General features: G+C 74.4%; 16 protein-coding genes. 9 read left to right on the top strand and 7 right to left on the bottom strand.

Annotation, left to right across the window (positions count from 1 at the left end; genetic code table 11):
• The first annotated feature begins 4 nt into the window (after positions 1-4).
• The 4 genes from AC02VZ_RS02120 to AC02VZ_RS02105 all read left to right on the top strand — a co-directional run bounded on the left by AC02VZ_RS02120 (position 5) and on the right by AC02VZ_RS02105 (position 4,141).
• Positions 5-1,024, top strand: coding sequence for a heme/hemin ABC transporter substrate-binding protein (locus tag AC02VZ_RS02120; protein WP_476474361.1), 1,020 nt, complete (start codon positions 5-7; stop codon positions 1,022-1,024).
• Positions 1,021-2,118 (top strand): FecCD family ABC transporter permease, encoded by a 1,098-nt coding sequence (locus tag AC02VZ_RS02115; RefSeq protein ID WP_476474360.1) that lies wholly within the window; start codon positions 1,021-1,023, stop codon positions 2,116-2,118. Before AC02VZ_RS02120 ends, AC02VZ_RS02115 begins: the two co-directional genes overlap by 4 nt.
• Positions 2,115-2,936: a heme ABC transporter ATP-binding protein gene (locus AC02VZ_RS02110; protein WP_476474359.1), complete on the top strand. Its 822-nt coding sequence runs from the start codon at positions 2,115-2,117 to the stop codon at positions 2,934-2,936. The genes AC02VZ_RS02115 and AC02VZ_RS02110 overlap by 4 nt, the downstream gene beginning before the upstream one ends.
• A 203-nt stretch (positions 2,937-3,139) precedes the next feature.
• Positions 3,140-4,141, top strand: coding sequence for an SCO2278 family lipoprotein (locus AC02VZ_RS02105; protein ID WP_432055839.1), 1,002 nt, complete (start codon positions 3,140-3,142; stop codon positions 4,139-4,141).
• A 405-nt stretch (positions 4,142-4,546) separates the two neighbouring features.
• Here AC02VZ_RS02105 and AC02VZ_RS02100 read toward each other — a convergent pair whose 3' ends face one another.
• The gene (locus AC02VZ_RS02100; RefSeq protein ID WP_432055840.1) at positions 4,547-5,281 is read right to left on the bottom strand and encodes a bifunctional DNA primase/polymerase; all 735 of its coding nucleotides are present in this window, start codon (positions 5,279-5,281) and stop codon (positions 4,547-4,549) included.
• A 385-nt stretch (positions 5,282-5,666) separates the two neighbouring features.
• The gene (locus AC02VZ_RS02095; protein WP_432055841.1) at positions 5,667-6,332 is read right to left on the bottom strand and encodes a TetR/AcrR family transcriptional regulator; all 666 of its coding nucleotides are present in this window, start codon (positions 6,330-6,332) and stop codon (positions 5,667-5,669) included.
• Between the two features lie 163 nt (positions 6,333-6,495).
• On the opposite strand from AC02VZ_RS02095, the gene AC02VZ_RS02090 reads away from it, so the two are divergent.
• A complete protein-coding gene (locus tag AC02VZ_RS02090) occupies positions 6,496-6,756 on the top strand; it encodes a DUF6243 family protein (protein ID WP_476474358.1) in 261 nt (86 codons plus the stop codon).
• 369 nt (positions 6,757-7,125) lie between these two features.
• Here AC02VZ_RS02090 and AC02VZ_RS02085 read toward each other — a convergent pair whose 3' ends face one another.
• The 3 genes from AC02VZ_RS02085 to AC02VZ_RS02075 form a co-directional block, all read right to left on the bottom strand.
• A complete protein-coding gene (locus tag AC02VZ_RS02085) occupies positions 7,126-8,130 on the bottom strand; it encodes a small ribosomal subunit Rsm22 family protein (protein ID WP_476474357.1) in 1,005 nt (334 codons plus the stop codon).
• Positions 8,131-8,287: 157 nt separating this feature from the next.
• A complete protein-coding gene (locus tag AC02VZ_RS02080; RefSeq protein WP_432055844.1) occupies positions 8,288-9,352 on the bottom strand; it encodes a serine hydrolase domain-containing protein in 1,065 nt (354 codons plus the stop codon).
• A 65-nt stretch (positions 9,353-9,417) separates the two neighbouring features.
• Positions 9,418-10,881, bottom strand: coding sequence for a multidrug effflux MFS transporter (locus AC02VZ_RS02075; RefSeq protein WP_476474536.1), 1,464 nt, complete (start codon positions 10,879-10,881; stop codon positions 9,418-9,420).
• Between the two features lie 412 nt (positions 10,882-11,293).
• Here AC02VZ_RS02075 and AC02VZ_RS02070 point away from each other — a divergent pair, with 412 nt between their 5' ends.
• Complete coding sequence (locus tag AC02VZ_RS02070) at positions 11,294-11,572, top strand: hypothetical protein (protein WP_476474356.1); 279 nt, start codon at positions 11,294-11,296, stop codon at positions 11,570-11,572.
• 104 nt (positions 11,573-11,676) lie between these two features.
• Complete coding sequence (locus AC02VZ_RS02065) at positions 11,677-12,678, top strand: Gfo/Idh/MocA family protein (protein WP_476474355.1); 1,002 nt, start codon at positions 11,677-11,679, stop codon at positions 12,676-12,678.
• Positions 12,679-13,505: 827 nt separating this feature from the next.
• Here the strand turns inward: AC02VZ_RS02065 and AC02VZ_RS02060 are convergent.
• The gene (locus AC02VZ_RS02060; RefSeq protein ID WP_432055846.1) at positions 13,506-13,832 is read right to left on the bottom strand and encodes a nuclear transport factor 2 family protein; all 327 of its coding nucleotides are present in this window, start codon (positions 13,830-13,832) and stop codon (positions 13,506-13,508) included.
• 147 nt (positions 13,833-13,979) lie between these two features.
• Between AC02VZ_RS02060 and AC02VZ_RS02055 the strand changes: the two genes are divergently transcribed.
• Together AC02VZ_RS02055 and AC02VZ_RS02050 are read left to right on the top strand one after the other, a co-directional pair.
• Positions 13,980-14,525, top strand: a complete 546-nt coding sequence (locus tag AC02VZ_RS02055; protein ID WP_432055847.1) for a DoxX family protein — start codon at positions 13,980-13,982, stop codon at positions 14,523-14,525.
• Positions 14,526-14,850: 325 nt separating this feature from the next.
• The gene (locus tag AC02VZ_RS02050; protein WP_476474354.1) at positions 14,851-15,252 is read left to right on the top strand and encodes a MazG-like family protein; all 402 of its coding nucleotides are present in this window, start codon (positions 14,851-14,853) and stop codon (positions 15,250-15,252) included.
• A gap of 53 nt (positions 15,253-15,305) precedes the next feature.
• Here AC02VZ_RS02050 and AC02VZ_RS02045 read toward each other — a convergent pair whose 3' ends face one another.
• Positions 15,306-16,184: an ABC transporter ATP-binding protein gene (locus AC02VZ_RS02045; protein ID WP_476474353.1), complete on the bottom strand. Its 879-nt coding sequence runs from the start codon at positions 16,182-16,184 to the stop codon at positions 15,306-15,308.
• Between the last annotated feature and the right edge of the window lie 92 nt (positions 16,185-16,276).

Genomic DNA, 16,276 nt, shown 5'->3' with positions numbered 1-16,276 from the left:
AACCGTGCGACGCTTGCGCACCCGACTGGCGGGAGCACTGCTGTCCGTGCTCGCCCTCACCCTCACCTCGACCGCCTGCGGCGGCCCTTCCGGGGCGTCCGCGCCCGAGCGGACCGGCGGCTCCGCGAGCCCGGCCGCCGACCGCGTGGAACCGCTCGCGAAGACCCCCGCGCCCGACCTCCCCGTCACCGTCCGGTCCGCCGACGGGCGGAAGGTGACGGTGGACAAGGCGGAGCGCCTGGTGCCGCTCTCGGGCAGCCTCAGCGAGATCGTCTTCACCCTCGGCCTCGGCGACCGGGTCGTCGCCCGCGACGTCACCGCCACCTTCGCCCAGGCGGAGAAGCTGCCCGTGGTCACCCGGGGACACGACGTGTCGGCGGAGAGCGTGCTGTCCCTGCGCCCCGACCTGGTGCTCGCCGAGACCACCAGCGGCCCCGCCGAGGCCATGGACCAGATCCGCGCGGCCGGCATCCCCGTCCTGGTCGTCGACCCGGCCGCCGCCCTCGACGACGTGGGCCCGCGGATCGCGGCCGTCGCGAAGGCGCTCGGCGTCCCGGACGCCGGACGCGAACTCACCCGCCGCACCGAACAGCGCATCGACGCCGTCACCGACAGCGTCCCGGACGAACGGCCGCGCCCCCGCGTCGCGTTCCTCTACCTGCGCGGCTCCGCCTCGGTCTACCTCATCGGAGGCAAGGGATCCGGCGCCACCTCGCTGATCGAGGCGGCCGGCGCCGTCGACGCGGGCGCCGCGTCCGGCCTGACCAAGGACTTCACCGCCATCACCAGCGAGGCCCTGGTCAAGGCGGCCCCCGACGCGATCCTCGTGATGGCCAAGGGCCTGGAATCCGTCGGCGGCGTGGACGGCCTGGTCGAGATCCCGGGCGTCGCGCAGACCCCGGCCGGGATGGACCGGCGCATCGTCTCCGTGGAGGACGGCATCCTGCTCAACTACGGGCCGCGCACCGACCAGGTGCTCACCTCGGTCGTGGAGCAGCTCTACGCCGGCGGCGGTGCCGCGTGAGCGTCCTGGAGAAGACCGCGCCGAAGCCGGCCGCCGCGTCCGGCCCCGAGGCCCCGTCCCGGCAACGCCGCACGACTGCCTGGCTGTTGACCGTCGGGCTGGTCGTCGCCCTGTTGGTCCTGATACCGGTCACCGCCGGCACGGGCGCCTATCCGGTACCCGTCGGTGACGTCCTCGCCTCGGTGCAGCACCGCATGGGCCTGGGCGGCACCGAACTGGACCGGGTCGCCGAGTCCGTGCTGTGGAACGTCCGCTTCCCGCGCATCGTGCTCGCCCTGCTCGTCGGCGCCTCGCTGGGCTGCGCCGGCGCCCTGATGCAGGGCGTGTTCGGCAACCCGCTCGCCGAACCGGGCGTCATCGGGGTGTCCTCCGGCGCCGCCGTCGGCGCGGTCGCCGCCATCGCGCTGGGGCTGGACTTCTTCGGCAACTGGACGGTGTCGGTGCTCGCGTTCTTCGCCGGCCTGGTCACCGTCCTGCTGGTGTACGTGATGTCGCGCGCGAACGGCCGGACGGAGGTGGTGACCCTGATCCTCACCGGCATCGCCGTCAACGCCTTCGCGGGCGCGCTCATCGGCCTGTTCCTGTTCTTCGCGGACACCGCGGCCGTCAACCAGATCACGTTCTGGCAGCTCGGCTCGCTGTCCCAGGCGACCTGGCCGAAGGTGCTCGCCGTGCTGCCGTGCGCGGCCCTCGGCCTCGTCGTCGCCCCCCTCTACGCGCGCCGCCTGGACCTGCTGTCGCTGGGCGAACGGCCCGCCCGGCACCTGGGCGTGGACGTGGAGCGGCTGCGGGTCGTGCTGGTGCTGATCATCGCGCTGCTGACGGCGGCGGCGGTGAGCGTCTCCGGCATCATCGGCTTCGTCGGCCTGGTCGTCCCGCACCTGCTGCGGATGGCGGCCGGACCGGGCCACCGGTTCCTGCTGCCCGGCAGCGCGCTGCTCGGCGCGCTGGTGCTGCTGGCGGCCGACCTGACGGCCCGTACCGTCGCCGAACCCGCCGAGCTGCCGCTCGGGGTCCTCACCGCGCTGATCGGCAGCCCGTTCTTCTTCTGGCTGCTGCGCCGCACCCGTCGCAAGCAGGGAGGCTGGGCATGATCCGGCTGCGTCACCGTCCCGCCCCGCCGCCGGCCGCGGAGCCCGGCGACGTCCTCGTCGAGGCCGAGCGGGTCACCGTCCGGCTCGGCGGCCGGGACGTGCTCGACGGCGTCGACGTCACCGCGCGGGCCGGCGAGGTGCTCGCCCTCGTCGGCCCCAACGGGGCGGGCAAGTCCACCCTGTTGAGCGCTCTCGCCGCCGACCTGGCCCCGACGGCCGGGACGGTGCGGATCCACGGCCGTCCCGCCTCCGGCTGGTCGGCGCCCGAACTCGCCCTCCGCCGGGCCGTGCTGCCCCAGTCCGCCTCGCTCTCCTTCCCGTTCACGGTCGAGGAGGTGGTGCGCATGGGCCGCGCCCCCTGGACCGGTTCCACCCCCGGCGAGGACGACGCGGCCGTGGCCGCGGCGATGGCCGCCACCGAGGTGACCCCCTTCGCCGCCCGCCCGTTCTCCGCCCTCAGCGGCGGCGAACGCGCCCGGGTCGCGCTGGCCCGGGTGCTCGCCCAGCACACCCCCGTGCTGCTGCTGGACGAGCCGACCGCCGCCCTCGACATCCGGCACCAGGAGCTGGTGCTGCGGCTGTGCCGGGAGCGGGCCCGGTCGGGCGACGCGGTGGTCGTCGTCCTGCACGACCTCGGGCTGGCCGCGGCCTACGCCCACCGGGTGGCGGTGCTGCGCGGCGGCCGGGTCGCGGCGGACGGCCCGCCGGCGAAGGTCTTCTCCGAGCGGCTGTTGTCGGAGGTGTACGACCAGCCCGTCGAGGTCTTCCCGCACCCGCGCACCGGGGCCCTGCTGGTCCTCCCGGCGCGGGAGGGGTGAGCCCCGGCGGGGACAGGGGCGGAGACGGCGACGGGGATGGGGACGGGGAGCGGAGTCGGCGGGTGAGGGCGGCCCGCCCCGGCTCCCTTACACCCTCCCGGGCGGGATGTCACGGTGTGGCCGCTGTCCCCGCTCCCCTGCGTCCGCGGCACCCGTCACCCCGGTAGGGTTCGCCTCCGGGAAGGGGAAGGTGAAGGAACCGGATGAGCAGGGATCTCGGCCTTCGAAGGCTCCGCGGACGGAACCGGAGCGCGCTGCTGGCGGCCTCGGTGACCGTGCTGTCGCTGACGGCGAGCGGCTGCGTCGTCGTGCACGGCGAGCGGGAGGTGCGCCCCGCCACCACGGCGGACGAGGCCGCGAAGGCGCTCCAGGACTTCACCGCCGCCTACAACGCGGCCGACAAGGCGTACGACGCCTCCCTGGACGCCGAGTTCACCACCGGCGCGCTGGCCGACATCGACGCGGCACGGCTGAAGGCCAAGCGGGCCAACAGCCCGGAGGGCAACCCCCGGCACACCCCGCTGGAACTGTCCGACGCCAGGTTCACCATCCCCAAGAAGGCCGGCTGGCCCCGCTGGTTCGTCGCCGACGCGGCCGGCAACAAGGGCGGACAGAACCGCTGGCTGCTGGTGTTCACCCGGGACGGCGTGGACGACACCTGGGAGGCCGCCTACCTCACCCTCGTTCCCCCGGACGCCGTACCCGAGTTCAAGACCGACGCCGACGGCTGGGCCGAACCCGTCCCCGCCAACTCCACCGATCTGGCCGTGCCTCCCGGCGAGTTGGGCCGGACCTACGCCACCTACCTGAAGGACGGCGGGGACGCCTTCGAGAAGGGCCCGCACACCAGCGGGTGGCGCGCCGTGCGCTCCAAGCAGTCGGCCCGTCCGGGGCTGGCCACGCAGTACATCGACGAGTCCGTGACCAACGGCGACTACGCGCCGCTGGCCCTGCGCACCCGCGACGGCGGGGCGCTGGTCTTCTTCACCACACGGCACTTCGAGAAGCAGACGGCCGCGGCCGGGACGACCGTCCCGACGCCGAACAAGGACGTGCTGGCCCTGACCACCGGTGACATCGGGCAGTCCCTGACGATGGAGTTCCTCTCCAACGGGGCCGCCCTGACCCCGGCTTCGGGCGCCGCGTCGGACGCGGTGCGCATCCTCGGGCGGACGCAGGGCCTGACGTCGGGCAAGGGGGAGTAGGGGGAGTCGCCGGGAGTGGGGGCGGGGGCGCCGCGGGGGTGACGGGGACGCCGGGGGTGGCGGGGGCGTCGGGTGGCGGAAGCGTCGGGGTGGCATCGGCGTCGTCGTCAGCGGGGGTGGACGGGGGGCCTCGCCGGGTGGGGGTCGTGCTCCTCGGGCCGGCTGGGGGTGCGTGGTCCGGGACGGGTGCCGCGCGCCCCGGTGCGATGTGGTGCGGTGCGATGCAGTGCGGTGCGGTGGCCCCGGGGCGTCCTGCTGGGCGCTGTCACCGGTTGGGGCCGACTGGCGGACCGGGGTGCGCCGCGGTGTGGCTCGGGGGCGCAGGGGGCGGGCGGGGCGGGCTCCGCGGCGCGGCGACCGGGCGGAGTTGCTGGTCCAGCGATACTCGGGCCGGGCGGAATCGGTTCAGCGGCGTAGGGGCCAGGCGGAGTTGACCTGGTCGGGCTGCTCGCCGACATGGCGGGCGCAGGCGTCCGTGAGCGTCTCCAGCAGGCTCAGCGGCTCCGGCAACGGATGCTCCGGACCACGGACCCAGTGCACGGACCGGCCGTCGTCCCCGGGAAGCCGGGCGGGCGGGACCAGGACGTAGGAACCACGGCAGTGCCAGCGCAGACCGGGATGCTCGTCCATGGTCTCGGGGTGGCAGTCCAGCTCGCACGGCCACCACTCGTCCTCGTCCTCGGGGGTGCCGCGGGTGAGGGTGAAGAACAGCATGCGCCCGTCGTCGCTCTCGGCCACGGGACCGACCTCGACGCCGGCGGCGAGCAGCCGCTCCAACGCCTCGCGACCGGCATCCAGGGGCACGTCGAGGACGTCGTGCACCATGCCGGTCGCGGTGATGAAGTTGGCCTGGGGCTGATGGCGGGCCCAGCGTTCGATCTGGGCTCGGTCCGTCGTGGACTGCGTCTGCCAGGCGAAGGACACGGGATGCCGGGCCGGGGTGGGACAGCCGACACGGTCGCAGGAACAGCGGTATCCGGCCGGGTGGGCGGCGGGCGCGAGGGGCAGTCCCGCGCCGGCTGCGGCGAGCAGCAGCGCCTCCCGGCCGCCTTCGTCCGCGGCCGGCTTCGGGCGGCGTCCGCGCAGCCACTGGGAGAGTTTGCCCTGCCGGCCGGTCCGACCGCCGAACTCCGCGCTCATCTATCCCCTCGCCTCGCCGTCCTGTTTCCACAGCATGCCCTATGGTCGCACCTTCCGGCGCATCGGGGGGCCGGAGCCCACAATCTGCGCAGGTGGGACGAGGGGTCCCGTACCGGACCGGCACGCTCCGGAGTGCGCCGGAGCGTGCCCGACCGTTTCCCGCCACACCCGGCCGCTCCCGCCCCCGCCCGGCCGTCCTCATGCGCGGGCGCATCCGCCGGCCGGACTGCGCCCCCGGGTGCGCCGGGGGCGGCCGGTCGGCCCTCGCCCTGGGCGGCGGGGGCGGGGGCGGGAAGTGGGGGCGGGGCCCCATGGAGGTTCGGCGCCGGGACGGGGGCAAGGTCGGGGTCGGGCGCGGCTCCTGGGCGCGGATCCTGGGCGGGAGTCAGCGCGGGGCGAGGCCGTGGAGGGCGTAGTCGACGAGGGTGTCGGTGTACTCGTGGCTGATCGGGCCGCTGTACTGGAGCCAGCGCTGGGCCAGCGGGGCGACGAAGAGTTCGAGGGCGATACGCGGGTCGATGTCCGCCCGGACCTCTCCGGTCTCCTGAGCGGAGCGCAGCCGCTCCACGTAGAGCTGGAGCTGCGGTTCGAGCAGCTGGGAGACGAACCGGCGCCCCAGCTCCTCGTTCACCACCCCTTCGGCGGCCAGGGCCCGGGACGGCGCCTCGAAGGTGGGGTCGCGCAGTTCGTCGACGGTGGCGCGCAGGACCAGCTTGAGGTCGGCGGCGAGATCCCCGGTGTCCGGGATGCCCTGCGGTTCCTGCCCCTCGGCAGCGGCAGCCTGGGCGGCCTGTTCGGCGAGGTCCAGGAAGGCTTCCAGGAGCACGTCCGCCTTGGAGGGCCACCACCGGTAGATCGTCTGCTTCCCGACGCCGGCGCGGGCGGCGATGCCCTCGATCGTGGTGCGGGGGTAGCCGACCTCGACGACCAGGGCCAGGGCGGCGTCGTAGATGGCCCGCCGGGAGCGCTGGCTGCGGCGGGCGGAGTCGGGGGCGGTACGCGGTGTCTGGGCGGGCCGCTGAGCGGGAGGCGGTGTCTGGTTCGGGGACATGCAGCGAATCTAACAGGTTGACAAGACGCAGCGTCTCGCGGACAGTGGTCACCAGGTCGAGCGAGACGATACGTCTCGTCGTCGAAGCAGAGTGCCATGGGCGGCCGTCGACCGTCGGCTGCCGACAACGAAGCGCGAGTGAAGCGAGCGAAGGGAGAACCCCGTGAGCCGAGGCGGAGGAAACATGCTGGGCGTCGGAGGAACCCGCCGCCACCTGGGACGCAAGGCCCTGCGCGGCGCCGGGAACGGCGACCGCATCGGCGGTGGACTGGACCCGCAGGCCCAGAAGCGCGAACTCCTGCGCAAGCTGCAGGAGCAACGTCAGGGGCAGCGGGTGGCACCGGACCGGCGGGACACCGTGAACGGCCAGAGCCCACCGGAGAGCAGCGGCGGAGAGCCCGGCGCGCAACGAACGGAGGAGTGAGGCGCGACGCGGGGGCGGGGCGCGGGGGCCGGATCGGGGGCGGGGGCGGAAGCGATCCGGGTGCCCCTGCGACGCGGCGATCCGGTGACCGTGCGACGCGAATCAGTGATCCGGTGATCGTACGACGCGGACGCAGTGAGTCGCGGACGCAGTGAGTCGCCGACGCGGTGAGTCGCCGACGCGGTGAGTCGGTGACGCGGTGCGGGCGGAGGGCGGTCCTTCGGTCGCCCGGGTCAGCCGCGTCCAACCCGCGCTCCCGCAGGTCACCTGCCTGCCCGGCCTCACGCCGCCGGACGGCCCCGGGAGCGGACAAAGGGGGAACCCCTGGGCGCGGCACCGGCCCGAGTCACGGCGCGGGCGGAGCGGGGATCACGGCGTGCCCGGGGAGCCGGGCGGCCAGGGGTCGCCCCAGTCGGTGTCCCGGGCCGCCCGGTACTGGTCGCCGTGGCGCTTGGTCACGGTGGCGCGGCGCAGCGACGGGGGCGTCTCGCACAGGTCGAGGAGGACCTGGCCCTTGCGGATCTGCGGTTTGCGCACGACCCGGGCGGCGGCCGGGGCGGCCGGCAGCCGGGTCGCGGCGACGTAGCTGAACTTCTCGTCCTCGTAGGCGAGGGAACCGCCCTTGACCTGGCGGTGCAGTGAGGAGCGGCTCACCCGCGCCGAGAAGTGGCACCAGTCCATGCCGGGCACGATGGGGCAGGCGTCGCTGTGCGGGCAGGGGGCGGCGACCCGGAGTCCGGCCGAGACCAGCCTGTCCCGGGCCTCGATCACCCGGGCGTAGCCGTCGGGGGTGCCGGGCTCGACGATCACCACGGTGCGGGCTGCGTCGGCGGCGGCGTCCACGAGGGCCGCACGGTCGGCCTCGGTCAGTTCGTTGAGGACGTAGGAGACGGTGACGAGATCAGTGCTCTCGAGTGTGAGCGCCGATCCGATACGCGAGCGCTGCCATCGGACGTCCCTGAGCGCGGGATGCGTCTCGGCGAGCTCCCGTCCGACGGCGAGGGCGGGCTCGGCCCAGTCCAGGACGGTCACCGGCCGCCGCCCGCCCCAGGTGGCGTTCACCGCCCAGGCCGCCGCGCCGGTGCCGCCGCCGACGTCCACGTGGTCGCCCGGCTCCCAGTCGGGCACGGTGTCCGCGAACGCCTCCAGCGCCGACCGCACGGCCTCGAACGTCGCGGGCATCCGGTACGCGGCGTAGGCCGCCACATCGGCCCGGTCCCGCAGGATGGGGGCGCCGGTGGGGGTCGCGCCCCGGTAGGTGGCGATCAGCCGCTCGACGGCCTGCGCGGCCTGCCGGGGAGGCAGCCCGTCCAGCAGTCCGGCCAGGGCGGAGCGCAGGGTGTCGGCGGGGGTCACAGGGGCGGGGGCGTTCACCCGGCGAGTCTATGCGGCGGCGCCGGCCGGACGGTGAGGGCTCCGCATCCCACCCTCCCGTCCCGCGCGCGACCCGGCGGCCCCACCTCGAGCCCCGCCCCGCACTCCCCCGGTCCCGTCACCCTCGCCACCGACCGCGCACTCCCCGCCGGCCCCGCTACCGCCCCCGCACCGCCCGCGCCAGGCGGGTGGCCGCACGGACCCGGGGGCCGTTGTCCGGGGTGGGCCGGCGGCGCGGGTGGACGGTGTTGGCCAACAGGACCAGGAAGGTGTCCGTCGCGCGGTCCAGGACGAGGGACGTCCCGGTGAAGCCGGTGTGGCCCGCCGCGCCCCGGCCCGCGAGGTCGCCCATGAACCACCGCTGGTCCAGGGCGAACCCCAGGCCCGGCGGGGTGAACAGCAGGTCCACGAAGTCGGGGCCGAGGATGCGCGCGGGACCGTGGGAGCCGCCCGCCAGCAGGGCCCGGCAGAACACGGCCAGGTCGTGACCGGTGGAGAACAGCCCGGCGTGCCCCGCGACCCCGCCGAGCGCCCAGGCGTTCTCGTCGTGCACCTCGCCCCGCACGAGCCCCCGGTCCGCCTTCGCCCACGGCCGCCGCTGGTCCTCGGTGGCCGCCGCGCCGGGGCAGGGACCGAAGTCCGTGGCCGTCATGCCCAGGGGGCGCGTGATGCCGTCGTGGACGAGGACGTCGAGCGTGCGGCCGGTGAGGCGTTCCAGGAGGTGCTGGAGCAGCAGCATGTTCAGGTCGGAGTAGCCGTACGTGCCGGGCGGGCCGACGGGTTCCTCCGCCCGGAGGAGCGCCAGCCGTTCCGCGTCGTCCGCGCAGGCGTACAGCGGGAGTTCGGGACGCAGCCCCGAGGTGTGGGTGAGCAGGTGGCGGACGGTGAGGCCGTGCCGGGCGGCGGCCGTGAAGTCCGGGAGGTAGGCGCCGACGCGGGCGTCGATGCCCAGGGTGCCGCGCTCGATCTGCTGCACGGCGGCCACGGAGGTGAACAGCTTGGTGAGGGACGCGAGGTCGAACGGGGTGTCCACGGTCATCGGGACGCGTTCGGCCGGGGGCAGTTCGACGCCGGTGCCGGTCTCCTCGTCGTAGGCCGCGTACCGCACGGCCCAGCCCGCGGCCTCCCGGACGACGAGCACCGGGCCCCGGCCCGCGAACACGACGGCGCCCGCCGCCCAGGGACGTTCGCCGGTGGTCGCCTCGTGGATCTCCCGGACCATGTGCCGCAGTTGCCCGGGATCGAGCCCGGCCCGCTCCGCCGTGCCGTGGCGCAGTCTCGGTGCGCTCAGTGCTCCTCCCCCACCCTCTGTTCCTGCCTCGGCCCGTGCCCGTGACCGCGTCCGTGCTCGTTTTGGTGCTCGTGCTCGGGTCCGCTTCCGCGTCCGTGCTCGTGCCCCTGTCCGCGTCCGTGCCCCTCGCCCGTGCGGAGGGTACCCGTCCCGTCCGTGCCGCCCACCCCGCCGGGGCCGCCGGTTCCGTCGGGTCCGTCGGGTCCGTCGGGGCTGCCGGTTCCGTCGGTGTCCGTGAGGGCGCGTCCGCGTCCGCGCCCCCGTCCCGGGCGGCACAGTGTCACGAAGCAGGCCAGCGCCACCAGCGCGGCGCCCAGTTGGACGACCGCCATGGGAACGGCGGTGTCCTCGCCGGCGATCCCGACCAGGGGCGAGGCGACGGCGCCGATGAGGAAGGAGGCCGTGCCGAGCAGCGCGGACGCGGACCCGGCGGCGTACCGGGTGCGCATCAGGGCGAGGGCCTGGGTGTTGGGCAGGGTGATGCCCATCGCGGACATCAGGACGAACAGGGCGACGGCCACCGGCCCGAGGCCGACCTCGCCGAACACGCCGAGCGACATCAGCAGCAGCGCGGTCGCCGCGAGGATCACGACGGTGAGGCCGAGGCCCAGCACCTTGTCGAGGCTCACCCGGCCCACCAGCACCTTGCCGTTGATCTGCCCGACGATCACCAGCCCCAGCGAGTTCACCCCGAACAGCAGGCTGAACGTCTGCGGGGAGGCGCCGTGGATCTCCTGCACGACGAACGGGGAGGCCGAGATGTAGGCGAACAGGGCCGCGAACGCGAAGCCTCCGGCGAGGAGGTAGCCGGTGAAGGGGCGGTCCGCGAGCAGGCGGCGCATCGCCCCGAACGTCTCCCGGACGCCGCCGGTGTGCCGTTGGGCGGGTGCCAGCGTCTCCGGCAGCTTCGCCCAGACCACCGCCGTCAGCACGGCACCCACCACGGCGAGGACCACGAACACCCCGCGCCAGTCCGTCACCCGCAGCACCTGCCCGCCGATCAGCGGGGCGACGACCGGCGCGACCCCGGAGATCAGCATCAGGGTGGAGAAGAAGCGGGCCACGGCCACGCCGTCGAACAGATCGCGGACCACCGCCCGCGCGATGACGATGCCGGCCGCCCCCGCGAGGCCCTGGACCAGCCGGAAGGCGATGAGGAGTTCCACCGTCGGCGCGAACGCGCACACCGCGGTGGCCACGACATAGGCCACCAGCCCGACCAACAGCGGGCGCCGGCGTCCCAGCCGGTCGCTCAACGGCCCGACCAGCAACTGCCCCAGCGCCATGCCCGCCAGGCACGCGGTGAGGGTCAACTGCACGGTGGAGGCGGGAGCGTCCAGGGACCGGGTGACCTCGGGCAGCGCGGGGAGGTACATGTCCATCGCCAGCGGGGCGGTGGCGGTCAGGCTGCCCAGGATGAACGTCACCAGCAGCCTCGCCCGCCCCGCCGGCCCGACCAGCGCGGCGGCTCGGGGGTCGTCGGCATGGGCCTCGGCGGCGCGGGGGTCGGGAGCGCGGGTGGCGGCGGTCGCGGAGACAGGAGCGGGAGCCGGAGCGGGAGCGGACGCCGCCGAGGTGGCGGCGGGCACGGAGGTTGCCGCGTCCCGGGCGGCGGTGGTCGCATCCGGGACGCGGGCGACCGTGTCCGGGGTGGTGGGGACGGCCGATTCCGGGGCGGGGGCGGTCGGTTCCGGGACGAGGTCGGTCTTCGTGGCCGTCACGGGGCTCTGCGTCGTGGGTGGCACGGGGTTCTCCGTCGTGGGCGTCGCGGTGTCCGCCGCATCGCCCGGCCCCGCATCGTCGGCCGTCGTCCCGTCCGCAGCCGCCGCGCCTGCCGCCGTCGCAATGCCTGCTGCCGCCGCACCTGCCGCAGTGGTGCTGCCTGCTGCCGCCTCGCCTGCCGCCGTCGTCCCGTCCACGGTCGCGGTCGCGGTCGCCGGGGCACTGCCCGGCGTCGCCCTGTGCTCCGCCTCGGCCGTGGCCGCCTTGTCCCGGGCCGCCTCGTCCGTGGCCGCCGGGCCGGTCGCGGCGCTCGCCCCGGTGCCCGGCACGCCCCCGGCCGTCGTGCCGGGTATCGCCCCGGCGGCGGTCTCCCCCGTCGAGTTCGCTGCGGACGCCCCACCCTCGGGCATGCGACCCCCTCCCTTTTAGCGTCATCCGCTCCCTATGCTCTCAGCTCATACGGAGTGCTCGGCGTCGACGGCGACGCTGTGGGAGCGCTTCCACGCCGAGGCGGTACGAACGAGGGTGGACGGATGACAGGGCAGAACGTGCGGTGGGGCATCCTGGCGACGGGCGGGATGGCCGCGACGTTCACGGCGGATCTGGTCGATCTGCCGAACGCTAAGGTCGTGGCGGCGGCGTCGCGGTCGCAGGAGTCGGCGAAGGCGTTCGCCGAGCGGTTCGGGATCCCCCGGGCGTACGGCGACTGGGAGTCGCTGGCGCGGGACGAGGACGTGGACGTCGTCTACGTCGCCACCCCCCACGTCGCGCACCGGGCGGCGGCCGGGCTGTGCCTGGAGGCCGGGCGGAACGTGCTGTGCGAGAAGCCGTTCACGCTCAACCTCCGGGAGGCCGAGGAGCTGGTCGCGCTGGCGCGGCAGCACGGACGCTTCCTGATGGAGGCGATGTGGATGTACTGCCACCCCGTGGTGCGTCGCCTGAAGGCGCTGGTCGACGACGGGGCGATCGGCGAGGTCCGCAGCGTGCACGCGGACTTCGGGCTCGCCGGGCCGTTCCCACCCTCGCACCGGCTGCGGGATCCCGCACTGGGCGGGGGCGCGTTGCTGGATCTCGGCGTGTACCCGGTGTCGTTCGCGCACCTGCTGCTCGGGGAGCCGTCGGAGATCACGGCGAGAGCAGCGCTCTCGGAAGAGGGCGTCGATCTCCAGACAGGTGCACTGCTCTCATGGGAGAGCGGCGCTCTCGCTTCGGTGCACTGCTCCATCGTGGGCGGAACGGCCACCTCCGCATCGGTCACCGGCTCGGAGGGTCGCATCGACATCCCGAACGGCTTCTTCTCCCCGGAGCGGTTCGTGCTGCACCGCACCGGGCGGGACCCGGAGGAGTTCGCGGGGGACCCGGCGGACGGACCGCGCGACAGCCTCCAGCACGAGGCCACCGAGGTGATGCGCGTCCTGCGGGCCGGCGAGAAGGAGTCCCCGCTCGTACCGCTCGACGGCACACTCGCCGTCATGCGCACACTCGACACCATCCGTGACGGCATCGGGGTGCACTACCCGGGTGAGGCCCGCTGACCCGGCGGACACGGACTCTGCCCGACGGCGGGCCCAACGGTCACGGCGCCGGCCGCGACGGCGGTCACAGCAGGCGCGGCAGCGGGCGGGAGAGGCTCGACGGCGGCCACGGCGGGGGCGCGAGCACGTGCCCGGTGCCCGGCAGTCCGTGCCGTCCAACGGCCTGACCGCCGGGCTGCGACCAGTGCCGGGACAGGGACCACCACGGCCAGGCCACAGCTTCGGTCCGGAGTCGCATCGGCATGACGCGGCGTCGGAGAGGCCGGCCCTACGCCGGACGGCGCCGGACCGACACCCCGGCGCTGCACAACAACGCCGGGGTGATGCCGGGCTGATGGAATGCCGTGCCGGCGGATTGCCGGGGCCGATGGAATGCCGGGCCGGCGGCGTGCCGGGCCGGGGAAATGCCGGGTCAACGTCGGGGCAACGCACGCCCGGTGGATGCCGGGTCGACCCCTGGCCGACCCCTGGTCGACGCCGGCCTCGCCGGGTCGGCGCACCGACGCACCACCACCCGACGACCACGGCGACGATCGCGGCGACGGTCACGGCGACGGTCACGCCTACAAACGGACTGATTGAGTCCGCCCCATTGCGGCAGACCGCACATCTATGCTCAACTCTCCTCCACAAATGCTTCACATGTGGAGCAGGGGGCTTCCATGGGGGCCCTTCACAGCAGTCTTTCGCAGGCCATTTTCTGGGGGGAGACGGCAGCCGCTCCACGTCACCGGGTGGGGGGTGGATCCGCGCGGGACCGCGGATGCGCACCGGTGCGTGGAACGGCTGCCGTCCTGCACGGCGGTCGCGGTGCCGTGTGGCCGGAGTCAGGCCTGGCCGGTCTCGAAGCGGGAGATGCGGCCGTCGTCGTCGACGGTGAAGCTCCAGCGGGTGCGCATCTCGCCCCACGTGTCGTTGCGGTAGCTGACGACGAGGCCGCGCCCGCCGTCGACCTCCTTCTCGACGTCCATGTGACCGTTGGAGGAGAAGATCTCCCGGTCGGTCCAGTCGGCGAGGTCCCGCTCGGAACCGTCGTCGGCCATCGTCGCGCCCGGCGCGAGCACCGCCGAGAAGGCCTCGCGGTCGTGGTTGTTGACGGCCGTGACGAAGGCGCGGACGGCCGGGTCGCTGAGTCGCGTGGTCTGAATCGCCATGCCAGTCAGCGTGGTCCCGAACCGGGCACCCCGCCACCCGCACCACCCGAACGGCGTCCGCCGCGGGCCGTGCCGTCCCGGCGGGTGGGACGGTGGACCGGGCGGAGGGCCGATCCACTGCCGCGGGAAACGACGGGAGACGACGACGTGACCTGTTACGACCGACGCGATCTGGGGCTGTTGCTGCTCCGCCTGGGCACCGGCGGCGTGCTGGCGGCGCACGGCGCGCAGAAACTGTTCGGCTGGTTCGGCGGTGGCGGGATCGAGGGCACCGGCCGGTTCATGGAGAGCATCGGCTACGTGCCCGGCAAGGCGAGCGCGACCGCCGCCGGCCTCGCCGAGACCGGCGGTGGCACCCTGCTGGCCCTCGGCCTGGCGACCCCGGCCGCGGGCGCGGCGGCGGCCGGGGCGATGGCGGGCGCGGCGGCCGTGCACACGCCGAGCGGCTTCTTCAATCAGACGGGCGGCTACGAGTACGCGGCGACCCTGGGCCTGATGGCCGCCGGCCTCGCCGTGACGGGCCCCGGCCGCCTCTCCGTGGACGAGGCACTCGGCCACACCGTCAACCGGGGCTGGATGCTCCCGGCCGCGTTCGCGCTGACCACGGCGGCCACGGTGGCGGTCGTCGGGGCACGGGGCCGTCGTCTGCGCAAGGCCAAGGAGGGCGAACAGGAAGCGCTGTTCGAGAACTGACGGGCCAACGCCCAACGAGCCCACCGAGCCCACCGAACCGGCTTCCCCCGAGCCCCACCCGGCCGACCGCCCGGCGACCGAGTGCTCCGCCGTGCCCCCGTGGCGGACCCGTCCAGATCCGCTGTCGGTCCTCCCGGTCAGCACCCTGAGCCGGCATCCGCTGCACCTCTCCGGAGTCAGCGGTGGCCGGACGTGCCCCGAGTCAGCGTTCACGTGCGCCCTGATTGGCCGGTGTCCGTTGACCGGTGACAGGTGTCGGGTGTCCCGTGGGGGCCGTGAGCCGGTGTCCGAGGCCACTGTCAGTGCCTCGTGTCAGGCTTGCCCCATGAGCGACAGTGATGCCCCGTCTTCTCCCCCGACTGCTCCCCCAGCTTCTCCCCCGCCCGCTCCCGAGGGCCTGTGGGAGTCCGTCGACGCCCTGTGCGCCTGGTTGGACGCCGAACGTCCGGTCGACGGCACGGAAGGGCTGCTGCTGCGCATCCTGAAGCTGTCGGAGGAGGTCGGAGAGGTCGCCCAGGCGGTCGTCGGCGTCACCGGTCAGAACCCGCGCAAGGGCACCACGCACACCTGGGACGACGTCCGTTCCGAGGTGTGCGATGTCGCCCTCACCGCCCTGGTCACCCTGCGCACGCTCACCCCGGACGCGCCCGAGGTGTTCGCCCGACACCTGGAACACGTCAGACACCGCTCACTCGGAGCCCGACGCAGCGACCCGTCCGCGGTGTGACCGGGACAAGCAGTTGTCGGACGGCCCCCGTTGCCCCGATGACCGCCCCTTGGCTACGGGCCGTCGGCTCGGCCCTTGTCGAGAAGCGGAGTCGACGGCTGCGCGACCTCCGGGGCCGCGTCCCCGTCCGTGTTCCCCTTCCGGGGCGGTGCGACGACGCCCGGTGCCCGTTTCGCCGCCTGGATCTGCTCGTAGACCCGCGTACGGAGCTCGGTGAAGCGGGGATCCGCCCGTGTGCGGAGTTGGTCGCGGCGGGCGGGGAGGTCGATGGTCAGCTGTTCCTGGACCACGGTCGGCGACGAGGCCAGGACGACGACCCGTTCCCCCAGGTAGACGGCCTCGTCGATGTCGTGGGTGACGAACAGGACGGTCACGCCGAGTTCCTGCCAGAGCTGACGGACGAGGTCTTCGAGGTCGGCGCGGGTCTGGGCGTCGACAGCGGCGAACGGCTCGTCCATGAGCAGCACTTCGGGTTCGTGGGCGACGGCCCGCGCGATGGCGACGCGCTGCTGCATCCCGCCGGACAACTGCCAGGGGTAGGCGCCCCCGACGTCGCTCAGACCGACGGCGTGCAGGGCGTGGTCGACCAGCGCGCGGCGGCGGGCCTTCGGCAGATGCTTCTTCTGGCGCAGCGGCAGTTCGACGTTGGCGCGCACCCGCAGCCAGGGGAAGAGACTGCGCCCGTACTCCTGGAAGACCACGGCCATGCCGGGCGGCGGCCCGGTGACCCGGTGTCCCTTGAGCAGCACGTCCCCGGAGGTGGGGGCGAGCAGGCCGGCGACGCACTTGAGGAGCGTCGTCTTGCCGCATCCCGACGGGCCGACGACGCAGACGAGTTCGCCGGCGTCCAGGGAGAAGGTGAGATCGCGCGCCGCCTCGATGTGCCGGCCGTGCCCCTCGTAGACCTTCCGCAATCCTCTGACATCAAGCATCTGCCGTCCCCGTCCCCGTTCCCGTCCCCGTCCCCGTCGACGTCCTTCGCCTCCATCCGCGCCCCCATCCCCATCCCCATCGCCGAAGGGGA

The organism is Streptomyces sp. 3-6 (genome assembly GCF_056323165.1).
The sequence above is the reverse complement of the archived record's forward strand: the minus strand, read 5'-3'. Positions and strand labels throughout refer to the sequence as shown.

What these genes read in the sequence shown, in the direction of transcription:
- AC02VZ_RS02110 (WP_476474359.1), top strand. Translation starts at nt 2,115, where the DNA reads ATGATCCGGCTGCGTCACCGTCCCGCCCCGCCGCCGGCCGCGGAGCCC.
- AC02VZ_RS02095 (WP_432055841.1), bottom strand. Translation starts at nt 6,332, where the DNA reads ATGTCCCCGAACCAGACACCGCCTCCCGCTCAGCGGCCCGCCCAGACA.
- AC02VZ_RS02065 (WP_476474355.1), top strand. Translation starts at nt 11,677, where the DNA reads ATGACAGGGCAGAACGTGCGGTGGGGCATCCTGGCGACGGGCGGGATG.
- AC02VZ_RS02080 (WP_432055844.1), bottom strand. Translation starts at nt 9,352, where the DNA reads ATGGTCCGGGAGATCCACGAGGCGACCACCGGCGAACGTCCCTGGGCG.
- AC02VZ_RS02105 (WP_432055839.1), top strand. Translation starts at nt 3,140, where the DNA reads ATGAGCAGGGATCTCGGCCTTCGAAGGCTCCGCGGACGGAACCGGAGC.
- AC02VZ_RS02100 (WP_432055840.1), bottom strand. Translation starts at nt 5,281, where the DNA reads ATGAGCGCGGAGTTCGGCGGTCGGACCGGCCGGCAGGGCAAACTCTCC.
- AC02VZ_RS02050 (WP_476474354.1), top strand. Translation starts at nt 14,851, where the DNA reads ATGAGCGACAGTGATGCCCCGTCTTCTCCCCCGACTGCTCCCCCAGCT.
- AC02VZ_RS02045 (WP_476474353.1), bottom strand. Translation starts at nt 16,184, where the DNA reads ATGCTTGATGTCAGAGGATTGCGGAAGGTCTACGAGGGGCACGGCCGG.
- AC02VZ_RS02060 (WP_432055846.1), bottom strand. Translation starts at nt 13,832, where the DNA reads ATGGCGATTCAGACCACGCGACTCAGCGACCCGGCCGTCCGCGCCTTC.